A 20,510-nucleotide genomic window follows, 5' to 3' on the forward strand; every position below is an offset into this window, starting at 1 on the left:
CATGCAGGTTTGGCAAATACTACTTTTGTTTTTTTGCGCTTTTTTTGGGGGCATCAGCATATTTTTATTCCGCAACGGCAATCATGGCAAGCACCTTAAACTCATATTATCTTTTAGCGGGGCCTATCTTTTTGCCATAACCGTACTGCATTTAATACCCGATGCCTATCATGGCAACGATAACATGGTTGGTGTTTTTATACTGGCAGGCTTTTTATTCCAAATTATTCTGGAACAATTTTCGGACGGGATTGAGCACGGCCACATTCACAAACCACACGGCAACCATTTTCATTTCCCATTTGCCATACTATTTAGCCTTTGCCTGCACGCCTTTTTAGAAGGTATGCCCCTTGCGCAAGGCTACCAGGTGCAACTGGTATTTGGTATTGCACTGCACCATATACCCGCTGCTTTTGCTTTGGCAAGCGTAATGCTGGCCAACAAGGTATCTAAAAAAAGCATGATATTTTTCTTGTTCCTGTTTGCCATTATGGCACCCGCAGGTTACCTTTTTAGCAACGCATTAAGCAATGGCGTGGTGGGTAACCTGCAACAATATTTTAACCGCATAATGGGTATTGTAATCGGTATCTTCCTGCACATATCAACCACCATTCTGTTCGAATCAACCGAAGATCATAAGTTTAATTTAAAGAAACTGCTTGTGGTTTTGGCTGGGATAAGTATTCCGTTAGTGTTGTTTTTGAGCGAACTAAATTAGAGGGTAGAATCAAGAAACAAGATTTTAAAAAAAACAGGCGCGATTAAGGGGTTTAAAAAAATTCATTACAAGCGATGGTGTGGCAACCGCACTGAAGAACGGCGAATTATACAGGGCTAAAATACCTCCGTTCGGTTACTTCGTTCCTCGCAACAACAGGTAGTTTTGATCTTGATTCCTGCTTCTTGAGTCTTGATTCCTACTTCTTAACTTTTGCCTCTCTCCCCTATCCTCGCATTTTATCCAGCAGCGCGCTTAACTGGGCGGCTTCCTCATCGGTGAGGTGCTGTTGCAGGTAATCTTTGGCTTTGTATTCGTGATCCATTTTGGATAGTATTTCGAGGCCCTCGTCGCTGATGCGGATATCAACCGAGCGGCGATCTTTATTGTTGGTACAGCGCGTTGCCAGGCCCTTTTGCACCAACCTATCCACAATGCGCGATGCGTCCGACATTTTATCAATCATCCGTTCCTTCAGCAAATTAACCGTTGCTGGTTTGGGGAACTGCCCGCGCAAAATGCGCAGCACATTAAATTGCTGCTGGGTAATGTTATGCTTCTCGAACTGGCCGCGCACTAAATTACCTAACCAGCCATAAGTGTATAGTAAATTAACGGTTACACGGTGGTAATTGTCGTCAAATTTATCGCTCTGTATTTCCTTATCAATGTGCATATTTACGCCTCAAATATCTGCAAAAAAAATTTAACCCCCTAACCCCGTAATTGCAACAAATATTGAACACCCAATTTTGAATATCGAACATCGAAGTTAATTTCATAATTAACTGTTCACCATTCGGTATTCATTATTAACTTAATAACATTGCACATCAATGCAAAGTTTCACTCCTCCTTATTAGTTTCCCCTTCAGGGGACGGAAGGGGTTTCCAGGGGCAATGTAGGCAACCGTTTTTACAACAGTAGCCGCGTTTTAAATGGTAAGCCTCCATAAAAACAAAGTTACCATCAGGGTTAATGTAATAATCAATGCCTTCTATCAAACTCATTTTAATAACTTAACTTCAATAGTACCGGCAAAGTGCTGCTTTAAATGGGCACCGTCGCCGTGCAGGGTCCAAATTTGCGTGGGTTGGGTATGCTCAACACATTGCAAAATATCGTTCCAGTCCACATGGTCTGATATAAACAGGGTATCTTGCTCGTTTGTTTGCAAGTTTTTCCATCCCGATGCAAATAGGCGCTTTACGCCTGTAGCCTTAAAATAACTCTCAAAGGTAAAGGGTGGCACTAAGTAAACAAACTCGTTTTGCTGTTTCATTAACTTGCGGCCATACATTTGGTAGTTGCCCAGGGCGAAGCCAAATTTTTCGTAAATGGCGTTAAGCGGCATTATTTTATGATGCACCAATATTTTTTTTTGCGGACAATGCTGGTTTATCAGTTTAATTAAACGCTGGCTTTTGCCTAAGGCGTAGGCACCCAGCAAAATATTGGTTTTAATACCGTTAAGCTTTTTAATCTCGGTAACGGCATCGGGGTGCTGCGTTTGGGGGTGTGCAAAGGTAGTTTCGGTAATAAGCACATCGGCTTTGGCCCATTCAATAGGCTCGCAGGTATCATCGGGCTGCACCTTGTAATCGCCGGTGTACAGGTAGCGTATGCCCTGGTAAACCATTAAAACCTGCGCCGAACCCAAAATATGACCCGCCGATATAAACGTAATACTTACGCCCCCAATAACAAAAGCCTGGTTAAAGGCTATATGGTGAAAAACCTTTGCCGCCGTTTTACCATTACGCAGCAGCATAAAAGCTGCGGTGGGCGCGGTGCAGTAAACGTTGGTGCTGCCACCCACCGCATGATCGCCGTGGGCGTGTGATATTACCGATTGGTTAACGGGTAGTTTGGCATCCAGGTAAAAATCGCCGTAAGGGCAATACAGGCCGTTTGCGTTAAAAACAATAAAATCGGCCAGTATCATAGTTGCTGCGCGAGTTGTAAAAATTGGCGGTGCAGGGCAAGCACTTGCGGAATAACCAGTTTGCTATCATCATTAGTTATCACATAGTCGGCCAGTTTTAATTTGTCCTCATCGGCAAACTGTTTGGAGTTGCGGCTCTCAAACTCGGCAGCGGTAATGTTATCGCGCAGTATTACGCGGTTCATGCGTAGCTCAAGCGGGGCAAAAACCATCATACTTTTATCGCATAACTTGTACGAACTACTCTCGAACAACAAGGCTGCTTCTTTTAAAATATAAGGCACATGGCCAACGTTTTTCACCCAATTATCAAAGGCCCTAAAGGTTGCCGGGTGGGCTATGGCGTTTAGTTTTGCCAGTTGCTGGTTATTGTTAAAAACAATATTGGCCAGGTATTTACGGTTTAACGAGCCATCTTCAAAATACGACTCATCACCAAAAGTTGCTTTAATAGCTTCTATCAGTATGGGGTCGTCCGTCATTACGCGTTTGGCATGGTCGTCCGCGTAAAAAACGGGGATGCCTAAAACCTCAAACACTTTGCTTATGGTAGTTTTGCCGCTGCCAATGTTACCTGTTATACCTACTTTTAACATTATTCTTTCACAATAAAATCAACATTTTGCGGCTCTATGCGCACCAGCTTGCAATACGGCGGAAAAAGCGTAACCTTTACAGGCAGTTGCTTGTAGCCCTTACTTTCCCAAAAATCCAGATCGGCAATGGCCTCAAAGGCATGCTCATCTGTTTGGGCATATTTATTTAGGGCCACCGTGAAGGTAATTTTTACCTTTTGAGGAATTATTTTTACGTTATAGTAATTTTTATTATTGATGAGCTTTACCGGTACCTCAACCGTTTTTTCGGTAAACTCGCTCACGGGTATATGCACCCGCACACTTTTAGGAAAAATACTCATGTTTGATTCGGCAACGGGCTGTAGGCGCACTACCTGGTCTACAGGGTCTTCCACACCGGTTAGCTTTAACGAATCTGTTTTCCAGTAATTGATATTGGCCAGCGTTTTTGCCGGTCCGCTTATGGTTACGTAATTGGGGTTAAGCAATATATCGTCGGATATGATGAATTGCCGCTTAAATACCACGTTGTATTGCAAAACTACAGGCACCCGTTTTACCGCCCGCGACGAAAAATCGAAATACAGCGTATCGGGGTCAAAGCTTAGTATTTGCTGGTTGGCCGCCCGCTTTTCGTTAATGGCTTTTAGCTGGCTACTTAGCAATATATAGTTATGGTTATCTAAAGTTTTAAGGTTAACGGCTATGTGGTTATCCTGCATATTCATGCGCGAAAACATCATATCCCAACCGCTCCCCTGTACCCTAGCATCAACAGTATCGGCCTGTAACGACCTAAATGAACGCCTTAAAGGCGGGTTAACAAACGTAACCGCCATTTTAGACTGGTAGGTGTACCGGTTTGATAGCATGGTTAAAACCCAAGCCCCAAAAGCCAAAAACAAACACGTAAAAAATACGGATACCCGCCTGCGTTCGTTTTTTGATAGTTTGATTATAGCCATAATACCCGTGCCCCAAAATTAGCAAGAAGATGTGAGATATTAGGGGAGAGATTTTAGATAAGATTTTGGAGGGGGCTATGCATTTTGATTGTGCTACTAATGCTGCGCCGTTAGGTGCAATAGCTCGGTAGAATAACAATATCCAAACTCTTTTGCGCCGTAGGTGCAATACTTAACGATTATTTATGTTAAGCAATCGACGAAGTATCGTACCTATGGCACGAATTGATTGCAGGGGCATTTTTTTCTACCGACATATAACCCCTAAGGGGTTTACCAAAGATCGGGGTACATAGAGGGGTATTGTTAGGAAAGATTACGGACATTTTACTATCGCTAACGGCCTATCAACCGATGATAAATACTTAATGCATTATCAAAATTTTCCAGATTAAACCATTCAATGCCGGCAATGTCAAAAACCTCATTTACATGAAGGTTAGGTATGCCATCGCTTTGTGATGTATTGCTTTTATTAAGTGATATGGTATCTTTTTTCACTTCGTTAAAGCCGTGATAAATAGAGTTAAAATCGTAGGGAATAAACGCGAAGCTATTTTCAAGCGGTTTTATCAATAAATAAGGTATTGTTTTTTGAGTTGGATTATCTTTAAATGCCAGCATTTTAAAAATTAAGCAATCAGAAAGTGGCAGGTAACTAAATGTTGTTGCCATGCTGAAGTACACCCAAACTGTGGATGAATTTACAGCCGGGATTACATTTACTTTATTGCTATAAATAGCGATTTGGGCAGCATAGGCACCCATTCTCCATTCAGAAATAGCATAAATATAAATGCCGTATTTTGCATCAATAGTTTCAAAAAAGCAGTCATCATCCCAATCGCCTTTTGTATAGTTTTGGATGGCGTTAGTGCTAATGTTCCACGATAAGGTATCTATCATACGTTACATTTTAACTATCCGTGTGGTTTTTTTAAACAGCAAAAGCCCCTACCGGAGCTTTTGCAATGCTAATTTGCCTTTGACTGAAATTATTTAACAACCGCAGGAGCGTTCAAAGCTTTTGAGGCTTCTAACGAAATGGCCGATTTATCAAATTTGATTTTTACGCCGTTATCAACTTCTACCAGTACAGTAATGTCGTTAATTTCAACAACTTTGCCGTGTATGCCGGCTGTGGTTACCACTTTGTGGCCCTTTTGCAATTCTTCAACAAATTTTTTCTGGTCTTTTTGTTTCTTGATTTGCGGACGGATCATGAAAAAATAAAATACAACAAAAATTAACCCGAACATAATATATGTTTGAGTCATGCTGCCACCTGGCAACTGTAATAGAATAGTAGATATCATTTGCTTAATTAAAAATGTGTGTTATTTAGTTTTAGTTACTTCAACTTCGCCTTTAAGGTGCGCCAGGTTTTGGGCCGGTATGGTGTTGGCGGTAATGGTTATCAGCTTGTCTTGCAGGCCACCTTTACCGGCGCTATTAAAGGTAACCTTAATTACACCGCTATCGCCGGGTTTAACGGGTTCTTTGGGCCACTCGGGCGTGGTGCAACCGCATGATGCTACCGCACTGCTAATTATTAACGGCGATTTACCGCTATTGGTAAATTTAAAATTGTGCGATACCTTATCGCCCTCTTTTATTTTACCAAAATCGTAGCTGTCGCTTTCAAACGTAATTACGGGTGCCATAGCAATTTGTGCAGCCGTTGGTTTGCCGGCTACGCTATCGGCATTGGTTGCTGTTGTTTGTTTGCTGGTGTTGTTGCAGGCCGCCAGCATGCCTGCTGTAATTAGGGCTAAAAATATTTTTTTCATTGTCAATTCTAATTTATTCCATTAATCCCCTGCCGGTTTTCTTAATTTTTCCTTCGGCTTTAAGGTCGGCTAAAATTTTGTCCAATATACCGTTTATAAATGAATTACTCTTTGGCGTGCTAAACTCCTTCGAAATTTCCAGGTACTCGTTAATGGTTACCTTAACGGGGATAGAGTTAAAGTACATAAATTCGGCAATGGCCATTTTCATGAGCAAGGTATCCATCATGGCAATACGCTCGGGCTCCCAGTTTTGGGTTTTAGCGGTTATCATTTCCTGGAAAGCCGCATCGTGCCTAATGGTTAGCTGAAACAGGTTCACAATATATTCGCGGTCGTCTTCCCAGTTCACTACGGTTTCGGCCAGTTTATTTTTTTCGGGCTCTTCGTGAGCAAAGTTTTTAAAGGTTTTGGCAATAAGGGCCTGTAGCACATCACGGTCAACGGGCCAGTAAATAAACTTATCCTCAAAAACCTGCTCGGCTAATGACGATTTTAAAATTACTTTTTTGAAGATGAATTTAATAATGTCTTTATCCGAATGGATGGTATCGTCGGTTTTCTCCAGGTACTCGGTATATTCCGATGAGTTTTTTAGTGTAGCGAACAGCGATTTGGTTAGTTCGGGATCAAAGTTCCACAGTATTTTGTATTTTTTTACTGCCGAAATGTAATCCTTATTGAGGTTAAGCGATTTGATGAACGTATTGCTTAAAATTTTGAGGTTGGGTGCTAAATCTGCCGCGGTGGGCAGGTGTTTGGCGGCACGGCCGGTTGCATCGGTATCGGCGTATTGTACAACTTCGTTAATGAGCGATAGCATCCAGATGTACATTTCGTGTACGCTATCTACACTCTGAATCAATGATTTTTCGTGAATACGGAGATCCTTTTTTTCGGACTGATAAAAGCCATATAACGATTGTAGTACTTTTACCCTAAGGTGCCTTCTGTTTAACATGTGATAAGAACGTTTTTGTGCGCCAAACGCGCACGGTTAAAATTGTAATTTATTAATATGTTGTTTTAATCTTTTTAATATCGGCTATCCGTTTTTCGGCAATTTTATTGGCTGCCTCAACGGTTGGTATGTTTTCGGTTTTTGATAGTTTTAATACATTGCGCACCGCATCATAAATATTTTCGGTTAGCTGCATGGTTCGTTTTTTATTAAAACCCGCAATTTCCGAGTAGAGGTTTATTAACCCACCAGCGTTAATTACATAATCGGGCGCGTACAAAATGCCTTTTTCTAACAGCATTTGCCCGTGCAGCTTATCATCTTTTAACTGGCTGTTTGCCGAGCCCGCTATTATAGCACATTTTAACTGCTTAATTGTTTCGGTATTTATGGTTGCACCTAAAGCGCAGGGCGCATAAATATCAACATCAAGGTCAAAAATACTGTTGTGGCCAACCGGTTCGGCACCATATTTTTTTGCCACCTGGCGCAGCCTGTCGTCGTCAATATCGCTTACGTACACCTTGGCATTCTCATCGCGCAGCAGCTTTACCAGGTTTTCGCCCACATGGCCCGTACCCTGCACCACTACCGACCGGCCTGCCAAATTATCGTTACCATACAACTCCTTTAAACACCCTTTAATACCCATGTAAACACCGCGTGCGGCTACAGGTGTAGGGTCGCCGCTGCCGCCAATGCTTTCGGGCACGCCGGTAACATACTGGGTTTCCATGCGTATGTATTCCATATCGCGGGTATTGGTGCCCACATCTTCGGCAGTAATATATTCGCCGTTAAGGTTTTTAATATACTTGCCATACATGCGCAGCAGAGCCTCGTTTTTATCACGGTGCGAATCGCCAATGATAACCGTTGAGCCACCGCCCAGGTTTAAGCCCGATATGGCAGCCTTATACGTCATGCTGCGCGAAAGGCGCAAAACATCCTGCAAGGCATCCTCTTCGGTTTTATAGGGCCACATGCGTGTACCGCCCAATGCAGGGCCCAAAGTAGTATCGTGAATGGCTATGATTGCTTTTAAACCCGTTGCCTCGTCGTTACAGTAAACCACCTTTTGATGGCCAAACACACTTAGCTGATTAAATACAGAAGGTGTATTATTTGATGGCGGCACTGGCATGGTTAACAAAGCAGGTATGATGATATGCCACAAAAGTAGCTGTTTTTTTTAATTATAGTGTACAATATTGTTTTTTGTTGCTTTTGATGACCATTTAGATTTACCAACTTTTAAAAAGTTGCCAAATATTCTTTGCTGCGATGGTATAAAAATATGTAGCTTTAAAATATGAGAATGCCAAAGCTTTTTAAAACCGCAGCTTTATTTGGGTTTGCATTACTAATTACCACGCTGGCTTGTGTGCAAAAACCCCAACACCAAATGGTTAATGCAATCCCCAAAAAGATAACCGAGCCCGCCGATAAAAACTTTGAAACCTTTTATAAACACTTTGAGCGCGATTCGGTATTCCAGCTTTCGCGAATCATTTTTCCGGTTAAGTTAACCATTACCTATGATGACGATACCCATACTATTAAATTGATAAAAAAAGCAGATTGGAAGTATTTTAACACTTTAGATAGCAAGGCCGAAAAATACATCGTCCAAACAAAACACCTAAACAGTACTCAATACAAAACCATTATTAACATTGAGGATACCGGTTATGATATGGAATACCGCTTTATAAATAAAGGCAGCAAGTGGTGGCTGGCCGGTATTGAAGATAACGGCGATTGATTACCGGGTAACGCAGTTGCGGTTTAGATTTGGCAACTTTTAAAAAGCTGCCAAATATTCTCATAAATATCCAATCATTCCCCAAAATTCAATCACTCAATCCTTCAATCACTCAATCATTAAATAACATTCAATCATTAAACATTACCTTTGTTGTTGTGAAGCACTTGGCCTACCTCAATAAGTTTTTATACAAATACCGCTGGCATTTAATACCAGGGATTATTTTTGTTACCATATCTAATATTTTCGGCATCATTCCGGCGCAAATTATCCGCATAGCGTTTAACCTCGTTACCGAAAACATTAGCACCTACCAGCTACTTAACGGTTTTGAGCAGCAGCCTATGGTGTACAGCATTTTTGGTTCAAGCTTGTTGCTGTTTGGCACGCTGGTATTGGTGCTGGCGTTGCTGCGCGGTTTGTTTGTGTTTTTTATGCGGCAAACCATTATATTAATGTCGCGCCATATTGAGTACGATTTAAAGAACGAAATATATGCCCACTACCAGGCCCTGTCGCTCGCGTTTTTCCGCCGCCACAACACCGGCGATTTAATGAACCGCGTTACCGAAGATGTGACCCGCGTGCGCATGTACCTTGGCCCGGCCATTATGTATGCCTGCAATACCGTTACCCTTTTTATAATAGCCATTTATTTTATGGTGAGCGTTAACCCTAAACTGGCCCTGCTATCGTTATTGCCTATGCCGGTTTTAGCCCTCATGATATATTACGTAAACAACATTATTGAAAGCCGCAGCGAAAGGATACAAAAACGGCTGTCAACCTTATCAAGCTTTGTGCAGGAAAACTTTTCGGGCATTAGGGTAATCAAATCATACGTTCGCGAAGGTTTTGTGCGCGAAAGCTTTGCTAAGGAGAGCGACGGCTACAAAAGCCAGTCGATGGATTTGGTAATGGTGCAGGCCCTGTTTTTCCCGCTCATGCTGCTGCTGGTTGGTTTAAGCACCATTATCACCCTTTACGTTGGCGGTGTTGAGGTTATAAAAGGCAATATAACTGCCGGTAACATTGCCGAATTTATTGTTTACCTGGGGCTGCTCACCTTCCCGGTGATGAGTTTGGGTTGGGTATCGTCGCTGGTGCAGCGGGCGGCGGCATCGCAAAAGCGCATTAACGAGTTTTTGCACGAGGAGCCCGAAATTAAATCCATCAATAAACAAAAGCAGGATATTAAAGGTAAAATTGAGTTTAAAAATGTAAGTTTTGATTACCCCGATACGGGTATCAAAGCGTTGGATGATGTTTCTTTTTCCGCAGAACCTGGCCAGTTGGTGGCTATCATTGGCCGTACAGGGTCGGGCAAATCAACAATAGCCAATTTAATTATGCGCATGTATGATACCACCGGCGGCGAGATACTCATTGACGATAAACCCATTAAACAGCTAAACCTGGAAAGCTACCGCGCCCAAATTGGCTTTGTACCGCAGGAAGTTTTTTTATTTTCGGACACGATTGCCAACAACATAGCCTTTAGTGCCGATGTACTTAACATGCCCGTTGTTGAGCAGGCCGCAAAAAATGCCGCCGTTTACAGCAATATTATGGAGTTTGAAAAGGGTTTTGAAACCATGATAGGCGAACGCGGCATCACACTATCGGGCGGGCAAAAACAAAGGGTATCAATAGCCCGCGCCATTGTGAAAGAACCCCAGATATTAATTTTTGACGATTGCCTATCGGCCGTAGATACCAAAACCGAGGAAGAGATATTAAACAACCTGGGCCGCAGTATGCAAAATAAAACCAGCCTTATTATTGCCCACCGCATATCAACCATAAAAAATGCCGACAAAATTTTGGTAATGGACAACGGCAAAATACTGGAACAAGGCACACACGCCCAGCTAATGGCCAACAAAGCCGCCTATTTTGAACTGTACGAAAAGCAGTTGTTAGAAGAGCAGGAAACGGCGTAACCTAATCAATAATCACAATTAAGAAGTATAATGACTGCCGACGCTTTTTATCTTACTATAATATTAGTATTAGCATCTACTACCTTTGTTTACAGAATTTGGACAGCCATTAAGGCTAATAACATTTTCATGACTAATCCGTCGAATAAGTCAGCAGATTATTTAACGGCAGGGCCAATGGCAGAGCCCAAAGGAAAAAACATTAAATTTATATATGGTTTAGCGGCAGCCATTTTAATAGAAGTAATAGGTATTGGCCAAAGCGTATACGCCAGTTTACAACCTGCCAATAATAATACAAACACGGGTATTAATTCAATTTTAGCCGGCTCGGGCCTCATGGGTTTTAGTTTGCTGATGCTGATTGCCGTTTTTTTACATACTTTAATGAATGAGATTGACGAGAGCCGTTTCCCTAATTACAAATACGTATTTAAGGTATGGTTCACAACAATCTTCATCGCGCCGGTGTTTTTGATAGTGCTGCTATATGCTTTTGATACAACAGCAAACGGGCATTTAGAAAAACTGCTTTCTACCTACCCTGGCGTGGTGGTTTTAACTAATGGCTTTGGCTGTTTGGTTTTATGTGGTTTATTTTTCGATGTACATTATCTTAACAAAAAAACCGAAAGTAATATCAGCAAAAAAATCAATATCCTGATATTAGCCGAGGGAATTATGCTGGCCGTTTTTGCGGTTTTTTTAATGCTCTCCCAAACTCCATTTAGCATCAGGGTGGTTTTTGCTTTGCTACCCTACGTAGTTATTATGGCCTTCAGTATTTTTTACTACAATTTTGATGAGCCGCAATTAATTAAGCCTATTTACGAAAGTGCCGAAATTGATTAATACAAACCGTTATCATTACAATTTTTTTACATTAAATTGAATTATAATACACTTTTTGTATTTGTACTTTCAAAAAATATCTATATTTAGCCCAAGCAAACTAACAAGACAATATAAAGATGGGAGATTTTGATAACAGGGAGCGCGAAGAAGTATTTTCAAAAAAAGTAAGGGCCGGAAAAAGAACTTATTTTTTTGATGTAAAAGCCACACGATCAAACGATTATTACATTACCGTAACCGAGAGTAAAAAACGTTTGGAAGACGGTGTTTTTATCAAGCACAAAATATTTTTATACAAAGAAGATTTTGAAAAATTTGCCGAAGGCTTAAAAGATACCATCGATTACATTAAAGCCAACCAGGACGTTGTTGAAAAACGCTACGAATACAACGAAATACCCGAAACCGCCAAAGTAAACGACGATTTTTCGTTCGAGATATAATATGGAAAGGCCTTGCTGTTAAGCAGGGCCTTTTTTATTCAATAAGGTTTGTCCATATTCTTTTCGGAATAAAATAAACTTCTACTGTAGTTGCAAACTACAGGCATAATGCTATTCGAAGTCTCCGACTTCGAATAGCAAAGCAGAAATGTTACTTTTTCCCTTTTTATAAAAATGCTGTTCGAAGTCTCTGACTTCGAACTATTATGACTGTAGTCTCCGACTACAGTCCAAGTAATGACAAACTACGGCAAACCGAGCATATCCACCACAAGCGATGACGCTTGCGGGAGCGACGAACTATAACACCAATTTCGATGTTCAATATTTGTTCTGTTCCTTAACTTACTTATGCACCGGCACTTTCAAAATATGGCCGAAAATTAGCATGGCTATGTTGAAGTAAATAACCAGTCCGGTAACGTCAACCAGGGTGGCTACAAATGGTGCGGAAGAAGTTGCCGGGTCAAAGCCTACTTTTTTGAGGGCGAGTGGCAGCATGGAGCCCGCCAGCGACCCCCAGAGTACAACCCCTATCAGCGAAAAGCCAACTGTAAAGGCCATTAGCAGCCAGTGTTCGCCGTAAATATCGCTAAAGGTTGTCCATATGGCAACGCGCGAAAAGCCTATTATGCCCAATATGGTGCCCAGTAATAAACCCGAAATAATTTCGCGGCGCATTACGCGCCACCAGTCTACCAGTTTAACCTCGCCCAGGGCCATAGCCTGTATAATAAGCGTAGAAGCCTGCGAGCCGCTATTGCCACCGCTGGATATAATGAGCGGCACAAAAAATGCCAGCATGGTTAACGAAGCCAGTTCGCCACCGTATGATTGCATGGCCGTTGTAGTTAACATCTCGCTTAAAAATAAAATAATTAACCAGCCAACGCGCTTTTTAACCAGGCGCATAATGTTAATATCCAGATACGGCTCGTCCAGCGCTTCGGTACCGCCAATTTTTTGGATGTCTTCGGTATACTCTTCGTTGGCAATCCACAAAATATCGTCAACGGTAACAATGCCCAGTAGGATGTTGTTATCATCGGTAACGGGCAGCGCAGTGCGGTTATTCATCCGGAAAACGTTAATGGCTTCCTCCTGCGGGTCGTTCACGTTAAGGGCAATCAGGCGGTTATCCATCAGGGTACTTATCTTGGTTTCGGGTTCAACCAAAAGTATATCGCGTATGCGTATATCGTCAACCAGTACGCCGCTGCTGTCAATCACATACAAAACGTCAATCGTTTCCGAGTTTTTGCCATACTTGCGCAGGTGGGTAAGTACGCGGGTAACGTCCCAGGATTTTTTAACGGTAATATAATCGGGGGTCATCAGTCGGCCAACGCTGTCTTCCTTGTAACCTAATAGCATCAGGGCTTCTTTGCGGTCGTCGGCAGGTAGCTGTAGTATCATGGCCTTAACGGTATCGCCATGTAATTCACTAAAAAGGGCGGTACGGTCGTCGGGAGGTAATTCTCTAACTATCTCGGCTATTTTTGCACCCGGAAGTTTTTTAATGATCCGTTCCTGAGTAGGAAAATCCAATATCCTAAAAACATTTACCGCGCGGTTAAGGGATATGGATTGGATAAATAAAGCGGCCATTTCGGGCATCTCATCAATAAGTTCCTCTACTTCCGAAATATTAAGATTATCCAAATACGCACGGAGTTGTTCCTCATCCTCCGTTTTTAGAATTAACTCCAATTCCTCAACCATTTCTTTCATAGACGTTCTTATTTTAAATTATCAGCAATAGGCACAAAACTTTATGTGGCGCAAAAGTCGGTTATTTTTCCAAATTACAATACAGTTTTTCTGTTATCTTTGCGCGAAATTTAATTGGCTTGATGGAGAGGGTTCATAGTTAATGGATCATAGTTCATAGAGCCTTAAAAAAAATTATAGTTTATGATTTATGGTTTAAATAGTTCACCGTAAGCATCGTCTTACCATGAACAGTGAACCATGAACCATGAACCCAAATCAAAAACTAACATGGGACTACAGTGTGGTATAGTAGGTTTGCCAAATGTGGGTAAATCAACACTTTTTAATTGCTTATCAAACGCCAAGGCGCAGGCGGCAAATTTTCCTTTTTGCACCATTGAGCCCAATGTGGGTGTTATTACCGTTCCGGACGAGCGCTTAACCAAGCTTATCGAACTGGTAAATCCTAAAAACGTAGTGCCCAACGTTATTGAAATAGTTGATATTGCCGGCCTGGTTAAAGGCGCCAGCAAGGGCGAAGGCCTGGGCAACCAGTTTTTAGGTAACATACGCGCCACAAACGCTATTATACACGTTTTGCGTTGTTTTGATGATGATAACGTGATACACGTTGACGGATCTGTTGACCCGATACGTGATAAGGAAATTATTGATACCGAGTTGCAACTGAAAGACCTGGAATCGATAGAAAAAAAGATTCAGAAGGTTGAAAAAGGTGCCAAAATTGGCGATAAGGAACAAAAACGTGCCTACGATGTGTTAAACGTTTACCGTAACCATTTGCTGGAAGGTAAATCGGCCCGTACTGCACCGGTTGCCGAAGAAGATAAGGATTACATTGCCGACCTGTGGTTGCTAACCGCCAAACCGGTAATGTATGTATGCAACGTGGAAGAAAAATCGGTAAACACGGGCAACGCTTATGTAGAAAAAGTTAAGGCCGCCGTTAAAGACGAAAATGCACAGGTGCTGGTTATTTCGGCTCAAATAGAATCGGAAATTGCGTCGTTAGACTCGTATGAAGAGCGCCAGATGTTTCTGGACGATTTGGGTTTAACCCAATCGGGCGTAACACAGTTAATTAAAGCCGCCTACAAGCTTTTAAACCTGGCCACTTACTTTACCGCCGGTGTGCAGGAAGTACGCGCCTGGACCATTACCCTGGGCTTTACCGCCCCGCAAGCGGCAGGCGTTATCCATACCGACTTTGAAAAGGGCTTTATCCGCGCCGAGGTTATTAAATACGACGATTTTGTAAAATACGGCTCAGAAAACGCCTGCAAAGAAAACGGAAAACTAAGCGTAGAAGGCAAAACCTACATAGTTGCCGACGGCGATATTATGCACTTCAGGTTTAACGTTTAGTTCGTTTAAATCAGAAACAAGAAGCCAGAATCAAGAGGCAAGATGAGTTTTAAAACTTTGTCTTGGTTCTTGGTTCTGGCTTTTTTTGTATCTGTTTTTTTCCTGTCTTGACTCTAGCGTCTTGACTCCTGACTCTGAACTCTGAATTCTTCATCATAAAAAAAGCACCTCTATGCCAGCAAGAGGTGCTTTTTTATTAACTTTTAACTGACTTCATTTTTACGCAATGAAAAAACGATAAAGAACGAGAGGAAGTGTCTGGCGGCAATTCTATATTTTTAATGAGTTTTATTTCATTTCCTTATTTTCCGCCTGGGTTTGCAGGCGTTGTTGTACTGCTGTTATTTTCGGGCAAAAGCACAAACCTGATGTAGTTTTTACCGCTCAGGTATTTTTGAGCAGTTTGTTTCAGGCTTTCGGGCGTTATGGCCTGCAAATTATTGTTATAGCTATCCAGCTCGGTTAGCGGGTCGTTGTTTTGTAACTGTCCGCTTAGGTAGCTTAACCAAAATTTGTTGGTTTTAAAGTTAGTTTCGCGGCTACGCAGTTCCTCGGCTTTGTACTTATCAACGTTTACCTGCGGCGGGCCTTGCGTTTTCAGTTTCTCCACCTCGTCAAGCGCCGAAGCTATCAGCTTATCAACATTTTGCGGCGCACAGCCAAAGGCAATAATAAAGTTGTAACGCGCGCTTGGCAACTTGGCCACATTAGCATAAGCACCAGGCGTGTAAACACCGCCTTCATCTTCGCGCAGGCGCTCTAACAGCCTAAATTCAAGGGTTTCTTTCAAGGCATCTAACTGTTGTTTTTCGTTAGCGCTGTAAGCAAAATTGCCTGTAAAAAACAGTTGTACTGTAGCCTTTTGCTCGGTGCCTTTATAAACATTTTTTTGGAAACGGCCTTCGGGCGGATGGATGCCCAAATCTTTAGCCGCTTGCGCTGCACCGGTTACCGGTAACGAGGCTATGTATTTTTCAAGCAAAGGTTTAATGGTTTCCACATCAATGCTGCCCACAAAAACAAAGGTGGTGCCGGCAGCGTTGGCAAAACGCTCTTTATAAATTTGGTATGCTTTATCTAAATTTATAGCATCTAACTTGGCAAGCGTTGGCGGCGTGCGGCGGATGTTATAGTTGCCTAAAAAGGAGCTAACCGAATCTTTAAAAACACTATTAGGATCGCTGCCACGGTTGGCCAAACTTGCTTTTGAACGCTGAATGATGCTTTGAAACTGGTTTGCATCTTTACGCGGTTCGGTTAAGTAAGCATAGCAAAGTTGCAGGGCCGTTTCCAGGTCTTGAGGGATAGCGCCACCGCTAACACCCTGGCCGCGCTCGCTAATGTAAGGCTGCACCGCTACCTGCTTGCCCGATAAAAACTTGCTCAACTCGGTAGTGTTATAATTACCAGCACCAAAAGATGGTATAATGCCCGTGTTGGCAGCACTCTGGTAATCGGCATCGGGATACAACGACGTGCCGCCTGGCGAAAAAGAGCCAAACATAATTTCGTTATTTTTAAAATCGGTAGGTTTTAGTACCACTTTAATGCCGTTGCTAAGGGTTAAGGTGGTTATGCCCAGGCCGGCATCCTTAACCTGGTTAACTATTTTACCCGGCGTTGGCTGTTTAGCCAGTAAAGCTAAAGTGCTTACCTCGTCGTTATAAGGTTTTAAATCTTCGGCCTCAACGGCTTTCAGCCATCCGTTAACGGTAGCCTCGTCAGGCAATCCGGCTTTATCCTTTTCGGGAGCCATTAGCAAAATATCGCGGTTATCGTTGCGTATGTATTGCTGCGCTGTTTTAGCCAGGTCGGCAAGGGTAATTTGCGGCAGGGCAGCTTTAACTAATTCATATTCGGCATCTATACCCGGGGCAGCTTCATTTTTTAAAAAGTAAGCCAGGTATTCTTTTACATAACTTTCAGATTCGGTTTTGTTTTTCTCTTTTAAAGCCGACTCCATACGGCTCAAATAGCTTTGCTTGGCCCTATCCAACTCGGTAGCCGTAAAGCCAAAGCGTTTTACCCTTTCGGTTTCGCGCCATACAGCTTTTAAACCTTTTTCCATGCCCTGTGGTTTAACCACTACGCTTGCGCTAAAGTTATCCAAACCACCTAAAAAATCGTCTATATCGGCACCACCCTGTATATAAGGCGGGTCGGCCTGCCTTAGCAGTTCGGCGTAACGCGCACCAAGCATGCTGTTAAACAAGCTGTTAATCATAGATGCCTTATAATCCGAAGCGGTTGATAAGCCGGTAGCCTTGTGTTTAATGATAACCTCTGCTACGATAGATGTCATCTCCGGATCGCTAACCGACTGGAAATGGTTTTGGCCCGTTAGCGGGATGGTATATTTTACACGCTCTTTTTCGGCAGCAGGGTTTTTTAAATCGCCAAATTTGGCCTTAATGGTTTGCTCCATCTGGTTCACATCAATATCGCCAACCACAATCAGCGCCTGCAAATCGGGCCTGTACCAGGTATGGTAATAATCTCTGATGGTTTCGGGTTTAAAGCTTTTCAATACCTCTTCGGTACCTATAGGTATACGGCTGGCATAGCGCGATTGGTTGAGCAGCATGGGGAAATACTGGCGGCGCATACGCTCCTGGGCACCTTTGCCCAAACGCTTTTCTTCTAAAACCACACCGCGTTCCTTGTCAATTTCAACCGGGTCTAAAGTTGCTTCCTGCGCCCAGTCGCGCATAATTTGGATGCCATTTTGCAGTACATCGGGCTTATCGGTAGGTAATGGCAGTTGGTAAACGGTTTCGTCAAAGCTGGTATAAGCGTTTAAATCCGCACCAAAGCGCACGCCCGATTTTTGAAGGTAATTTATCAGCTCATTTTTTGGGAAATGCGTGGTACCATTAAAGCTCATATGCTCCATAAAGTGGGCAAGGCCCTGCTGCTCGTCGGTTTCCAGTATCGAACCTACCTTGTTGGCCAGGTAAAATACCACCCTGTTTTTGGGCTCTTCGTTGTGCCGTATGTAGTAGGTAAAGCCATTGGGCAATTTACCGGTACGCACCGCCACATCAAGCGGTAAAGGTTTTTGTTGCGCCAGTGCATTTGCGGCCAATACCAGGGTTCCGGCTATAGCCAGACAGATGTTTTTTATTTGCATTGTTTTTAGTTACTTTTTAAAGTACGGAAGCATTACCAACCTTTGTTTTTTATATGATGCAGGCAGTTTGATGAGGCATGTTTGCCCATAAACCTTAGCGGCCAGTATTTTAATTTAGGCAGCTTTGTTTATTTAACGGCTACGGTAAACTCAACATCTTCGGGCGGCAGGCATTGCCTGTCGTTACAAGTCATGTATTGCAGGGTGCCTTTAACGGTGGCCTGGCCGGTTTTTAATTTTATTTTTTGTTGAAACACAACCGAGTTTTCAAAAAAAGAAACATCCATGTTAAACACTTTTTCGTTGCGGGTTATTGGCTTTGGCTCAATGGTTTTGCCAACCACGGTGTAGCTTTTTGATGCCGGGAAGGTAAACGTTGTTTTTACCGGGCCACCATCTTTAACCGTTTGCGAATAAACGTGCCAGCCTTCGTCAATAGTGGCTTTCATCAATATCATAACCTCGTTGTTGCCTAATTTTTTAAAGGCATAGCTCCATTTTACCGGAGTTAATATTTGCGCGTGTAACTGTGTACACAGCAAAAAAACAAATACTGTAAATAATAACTTTTTCATTTTTTTTATGGTTTATTGTATGAATGATTCTTTAAGCCTGCTAATGGGGTGGTAGCCCGTAAATGTAACGTTTGATGATAAATAACCGTCTTTAACCGGTTCGGTTTTCATCAAATCGGTACTCAGGTATTTTTTATTATCGTCGCAAAGCATGGTTACAATGGTAGCATCGTTGCCCATTTGCTCTTTAAGTTTAATGGCGCCAATTACGTTTGCTCCCGATGATATGCCCACGGCTAGGCCCAGTTGCCGGGCAAGTTTTTGCGCCATAATAATAGCATCGCCATCGTTGGCCTTAATTATAGTGTCCAGTTCGTCCAGCTTAACAATGGCGGGTATAAACTCGTCTGATATGCCCTGAATACGGTGGCTGCCCACTTTATAACCCGTTGTTAACGTTGGCGATTCGGCAGGCTCTAACGGATGTATTTTAACCGCCGGGTGCATACTGCGTAAATACGTGCCAATACCCATAATTGTGCCGCCGGTGCCAACACCTGCTACAATAGCATCCGGTTTTTTATTGATGCTTTGCAGTTGCCGCCATATTTCGGTACCGGTAGTTTTTTGGTGCGCCTCGGCGTTATACAGGTTTTCAAACTGGCGGGGTAAAAAAATATCGGGCAACTCGCTGGCCATACTTTCGGCAAGTTTAATGCTGCCTAAAAAGCCTCCCTCCTCTTTACTTATTAAAATAACCTCGGCACCCATGCTTTTAATAATGTCTATGCGCTCTTTGCTTAACCAGTTAGGCATAATTATTTTAACATTGTGGCCCAATGCCCTGCCAATGGCGGCAAAGGCAATACCTGTATTACCACTTGTGGCTTCTATTATAGTATCGCCGGGTTTTATTTGTCCGTTTAGGTAAGCTTGGTACATAATGTAAAGGGCCATCCTATCTTTAACACTGCCTGTTAAATTATAATGCTCACACTTTACATAAATATTACCCGGTTTACCGTTGTATTGGTATTGCAGCTCCAGCATGGGGGTATTACCCACCAGGTGCCAAAGGTTTTCAAATTTACTTTCCAAATCGGTGTTTAAACCGGCTAACAAAACTTCGCTCACTTTGTAATTATTTACGGTAAATCTCGATATATATAAATTTACTATCAACCAATATTGATAAAACCATAAATTTTACGGATAAATAACAAATTATTGATATTTTTGATAATTTAGAGGCCATTTAGCTTTAACACCCTTAACTTTTTTCGGTTTTTAATTTAATTTGGATGAAGATACCTGGTTTAGACCCAACAGATATAGATATATTACGGCTTTTGCAAAAAGACGCCCAATTAACCAATAAAGAAATATCGTTTACGTTACGAAAATCAATTGCTACCATACACGAGCGCATAAGGCGTTTAAAAGAACAAGGCTATATTGATAGGGTGGTTGCGATATTGAACCGAAAAAAGATAGAAAAATCGTTAATAGCTTTTAGCCAGGTGTTATTAAACGGCCACGCGGCAGATACCCTTTACCAGTTTGAAAAAGAGGTGATGAAATTCCCCGAAGTGATGGAATGTTTCCAGATGACCGGAAACTTTGATTTTTTACTCCGCATTGCCACCAGCGACATGGATGCCTATCACGATTTTTACCGGCACAAATTAGCCACCTTACCCAACATCAACTCTATCCAAAGCTTTTTTGTACTATCCGAAACTAAAAGCGTTACCGCTTACCCTTTATAGTTTATGCGCGCAAGCCTGCATGGT

The 20,510-nt window shown here is 42.3% G+C and carries 21 protein-coding genes; 7 read left to right on the forward strand and 14 right to left on the reverse strand.

The genetic code is table 11. The annotated features are described in order from the left end of the window. Position 1: 1 nt before the first annotated feature. Positions 2–724 (forward strand): ZIP family metal transporter, encoded by a 723-nt coding sequence (locus tag BDD43_RS24400; protein ID WP_121200604.1) that lies wholly within the window; start codon positions 2–4, stop codon positions 722–724. 226 nt (positions 725–950) lie between these two features. On the opposite strand, the gene BDD43_RS24405 is transcribed toward BDD43_RS24400, so the two are convergent. The 10 genes from BDD43_RS24405 to BDD43_RS24445 all read right to left on the reverse strand — a co-directional run bounded on the left by BDD43_RS24405 (position 951) and on the right by BDD43_RS24445 (position 8,108). After that, a complete protein-coding gene (locus tag BDD43_RS24405; RefSeq protein WP_121200606.1) occupies positions 951–1,400 on the reverse strand; it encodes a MarR family winged helix-turn-helix transcriptional regulator in 450 nt (149 codons plus the stop codon). Positions 1,401–1,570: 170 nt separating this feature from the next. Further along, positions 1,571–1,735, reverse strand: coding sequence for a DUF5522 domain-containing protein (locus tag BDD43_RS30250; RefSeq protein WP_162847163.1), 165 nt, complete (start codon positions 1,733–1,735; stop codon positions 1,571–1,573). After that, positions 1,732–2,670: an MBL fold metallo-hydrolase gene (locus BDD43_RS24410; RefSeq protein WP_121200608.1), complete on the reverse strand. Its 939-nt coding sequence runs from the start codon at positions 2,668–2,670 to the stop codon at positions 1,732–1,734. Before BDD43_RS24410 ends, BDD43_RS30250 begins: the two co-directional genes overlap by 4 nt. Then, entirely contained in the window at positions 2,667–3,266 is a 600-nt protein-coding gene (coaE, locus tag BDD43_RS24415; RefSeq protein WP_121200610.1) for a dephospho-CoA kinase, read from the reverse strand. The genes BDD43_RS24410 and coaE overlap by 4 nt, the downstream gene beginning before the upstream one ends. Continuing rightward, positions 3,266–4,213, reverse strand: coding sequence for a CdaR family protein (locus tag BDD43_RS24420; protein ID WP_121200612.1), 948 nt, complete (start codon positions 4,211–4,213; stop codon positions 3,266–3,268). The genes coaE and BDD43_RS24420 overlap by 1 nt, the downstream gene beginning before the upstream one ends. 336 nt (positions 4,214–4,549) lie before the next feature. Beyond that, positions 4,550–5,119 (reverse strand): hypothetical protein, encoded by a 570-nt coding sequence (locus BDD43_RS24425; RefSeq protein ID WP_121200613.1) that lies wholly within the window; start codon positions 5,117–5,119, stop codon positions 4,550–4,552. An 89-nt stretch (positions 5,120–5,208) separates the two neighbouring features. Then, the gene (yajC, locus tag BDD43_RS24430) at positions 5,209–5,529 is read right to left on the reverse strand and encodes a preprotein translocase subunit YajC (protein WP_121200615.1); all 321 of its coding nucleotides are present in this window, start codon (positions 5,527–5,529) and stop codon (positions 5,209–5,211) included. A 21-nt stretch (positions 5,530–5,550) separates the two neighbouring features. Continuing rightward, positions 5,551–6,003 (reverse strand): DUF1573 domain-containing protein, encoded by a 453-nt coding sequence (locus BDD43_RS24435; protein WP_121200617.1) that lies wholly within the window; start codon positions 6,001–6,003, stop codon positions 5,551–5,553. A 13-nt stretch (positions 6,004–6,016) separates the two neighbouring features. Further along, a complete protein-coding gene (nusB, locus tag BDD43_RS24440) occupies positions 6,017–6,964 on the reverse strand; it encodes a transcription antitermination factor NusB (protein ID WP_121200619.1) in 948 nt (315 codons plus the stop codon). Positions 6,965–7,016: 52 nt separating this feature from the next. Then, a complete protein-coding gene (locus tag BDD43_RS24445; protein ID WP_121200621.1) occupies positions 7,017–8,108 on the reverse strand; it encodes a Glu/Leu/Phe/Val dehydrogenase dimerization domain-containing protein in 1,092 nt (363 codons plus the stop codon). 174 nt (positions 8,109–8,282) lie between these two features. Here BDD43_RS24445 and BDD43_RS24450 point away from each other — a divergent pair, with 174 nt between their 5' ends. The 4 genes from BDD43_RS24450 to BDD43_RS24465 all read left to right on the forward strand — a co-directional run bounded on the left by BDD43_RS24450 (position 8,283) and on the right by BDD43_RS24465 (position 11,973). Beyond that, positions 8,283–8,729, forward strand: coding sequence for a DUF4348 domain-containing protein (locus BDD43_RS24450; protein WP_162847164.1), 447 nt, complete (start codon positions 8,283–8,285; stop codon positions 8,727–8,729). Between the two features lie 158 nt (positions 8,730–8,887). Beyond that, positions 8,888–10,675: an ABC transporter ATP-binding protein gene (locus BDD43_RS24455; protein ID WP_121202105.1), complete on the forward strand. Its 1,788-nt coding sequence runs from the start codon at positions 8,888–8,890 to the stop codon at positions 10,673–10,675. Between the two features lie 30 nt (positions 10,676–10,705). Further along, positions 10,706–11,527, forward strand: coding sequence for a hypothetical protein (locus tag BDD43_RS24460; RefSeq protein WP_121200625.1), 822 nt, complete (start codon positions 10,706–10,708; stop codon positions 11,525–11,527). 119 nt (positions 11,528–11,646) lie between these two features. After that, positions 11,647–11,973 carry a DUF3276 family protein gene (locus BDD43_RS24465; protein WP_121200627.1) on the forward strand — a complete coding sequence of 109 codons (327 nt, stop codon included), beginning with the start codon at positions 11,647–11,649 and terminating at the stop codon, positions 11,971–11,973. A 345-nt stretch (positions 11,974–12,318) separates the two neighbouring features. Here the strand turns inward: BDD43_RS24465 and mgtE are convergent, their stop codons facing one another. Continuing rightward, positions 12,319–13,704, reverse strand: coding sequence for a magnesium transporter (gene mgtE / locus BDD43_RS24470; protein WP_121200628.1), 1,386 nt, complete (start codon positions 13,702–13,704; stop codon positions 12,319–12,321). A 270-nt stretch (positions 13,705–13,974) separates the two neighbouring features. Here mgtE and ychF point away from each other — a divergent pair, with 270 nt between their 5' ends. Then, positions 13,975–15,072, forward strand: a complete 1,098-nt coding sequence (gene ychF / locus BDD43_RS24475; RefSeq protein WP_121202106.1) for a redox-regulated ATPase YchF — start codon at positions 13,975–13,977, stop codon at positions 15,070–15,072. A gap of 301 nt (positions 15,073–15,373) precedes the next feature. Here the strand turns inward: ychF and BDD43_RS24480 are convergent, their stop codons facing one another. The 3 genes from BDD43_RS24480 to BDD43_RS24490 form a co-directional block, all read right to left on the reverse strand. After that, positions 15,374–18,202: a M16 family metallopeptidase gene (locus tag BDD43_RS24480; protein ID WP_121200630.1), complete on the reverse strand. Its 2,829-nt coding sequence runs from the start codon at positions 18,200–18,202 to the stop codon at positions 15,374–15,376. 128 nt (positions 18,203–18,330) lie between these two features. Beyond that, entirely contained in the window at positions 18,331–18,777 is a 447-nt protein-coding gene (locus BDD43_RS24485) for a protein-disulfide reductase DsbD domain-containing protein (protein WP_121200632.1), read from the reverse strand. 12 nt (positions 18,778–18,789) lie between these two features. Then, on the reverse strand, positions 18,790–19,851 hold the full coding sequence (locus tag BDD43_RS24490; RefSeq protein WP_121202107.1) for a PLP-dependent cysteine synthase family protein: 1,062 nt from the start codon (positions 19,849–19,851) through the stop codon (positions 18,790–18,792). Positions 19,852–20,018: 167 nt separating this feature from the next. Between BDD43_RS24490 and BDD43_RS24495 the strand changes: the two genes are divergently transcribed. Continuing rightward, complete coding sequence (locus tag BDD43_RS24495) at positions 20,019–20,486, forward strand: Lrp/AsnC family transcriptional regulator (protein ID WP_121200633.1); 468 nt, start codon at positions 20,019–20,021, stop codon at positions 20,484–20,486. Positions 20,487–20,510: the final 24 nt, after the last annotated feature.

It is taken from the genome of Mucilaginibacter gracilis, assembly GCF_003633615.1.
GTDB classification, from domain to species: Bacteria; Bacteroidota; Bacteroidia; order Sphingobacteriales; family Sphingobacteriaceae; genus Mucilaginibacter; species Mucilaginibacter gracilis.

Bases quoted from the DNA above. Each gene is read 5' to 3' on its own strand.
- mgtE (WP_121200628.1), bottom strand. From the start codon at position 13,704: ATGAAAGAAATGGTTGAGGAATTGGAGTTAATTCTAAAAACGGAGGAT.
- BDD43_RS24445 (WP_121200621.1), bottom strand. From the start codon at position 8,108: ATGCCAGTGCCGCCATCAAATAATACACCTTCTGTATTTAATCAGCTA.
- BDD43_RS30250 (WP_162847163.1), bottom strand. From the start codon at position 1,735: ATGAGTTTGATAGAAGGCATTGATTATTACATTAACCCTGATGGTAAC.
- BDD43_RS24425 (WP_121200613.1), bottom strand. From the start codon at position 5,119: ATGATAGATACCTTATCGTGGAACATTAGCACTAACGCCATCCAAAAC.
- BDD43_RS24485 (WP_121200632.1), bottom strand. From the start codon at position 18,777: ATGAAAAAGTTATTATTTACAGTATTTGTTTTTTTGCTGTGTACACAG.
- BDD43_RS24400 (WP_121200604.1), top strand. From the start codon at position 2: ATGCAGGTTTGGCAAATACTACTTTTGTTTTTTTGCGCTTTTTTTGGG.
- ychF (WP_121202106.1), top strand. From the start codon at position 13,975: ATGGGACTACAGTGTGGTATAGTAGGTTTGCCAAATGTGGGTAAATCA.
- BDD43_RS24480 (WP_121200630.1), bottom strand. From the start codon at position 18,202: ATGCAAATAAAAAACATCTGTCTGGCTATAGCCGGAACCCTGGTATTG.
- BDD43_RS24405 (WP_121200606.1), bottom strand. From the start codon at position 1,400: ATGCACATTGATAAGGAAATACAGAGCGATAAATTTGACGACAATTAC.
- yajC (WP_121200615.1), bottom strand. From the start codon at position 5,529: ATGATATCTACTATTCTATTACAGTTGCCAGGTGGCAGCATGACTCAA.
- BDD43_RS24410 (WP_121200608.1), bottom strand. From the start codon at position 2,670: ATGATACTGGCCGATTTTATTGTTTTTAACGCAAACGGCCTGTATTGC.
- nusB (WP_121200619.1), bottom strand. From the start codon at position 6,964: ATGTTAAACAGAAGGCACCTTAGGGTAAAAGTACTACAATCGTTATAT.
- BDD43_RS24465 (WP_121200627.1), top strand. From the start codon at position 11,647: ATGGGAGATTTTGATAACAGGGAGCGCGAAGAAGTATTTTCAAAAAAA.
- BDD43_RS24495 (WP_121200633.1), top strand. From the start codon at position 20,019: ATGAAGATACCTGGTTTAGACCCAACAGATATAGATATATTACGGCTT.
- BDD43_RS24460 (WP_121200625.1), top strand. From the start codon at position 10,706: ATGACTGCCGACGCTTTTTATCTTACTATAATATTAGTATTAGCATCT.
- BDD43_RS24435 (WP_121200617.1), bottom strand. From the start codon at position 6,003: ATGAAAAAAATATTTTTAGCCCTAATTACAGCAGGCATGCTGGCGGCC.
- BDD43_RS24420 (WP_121200612.1), bottom strand. From the start codon at position 4,213: ATGGCTATAATCAAACTATCAAAAAACGAACGCAGGCGGGTATCCGTA.
- BDD43_RS24450 (WP_162847164.1), top strand. From the start codon at position 8,283: ATGCCAAAGCTTTTTAAAACCGCAGCTTTATTTGGGTTTGCATTACTA.
- coaE (WP_121200610.1), bottom strand. From the start codon at position 3,266: ATGTTAAAAGTAGGTATAACAGGTAACATTGGCAGCGGCAAAACTACC.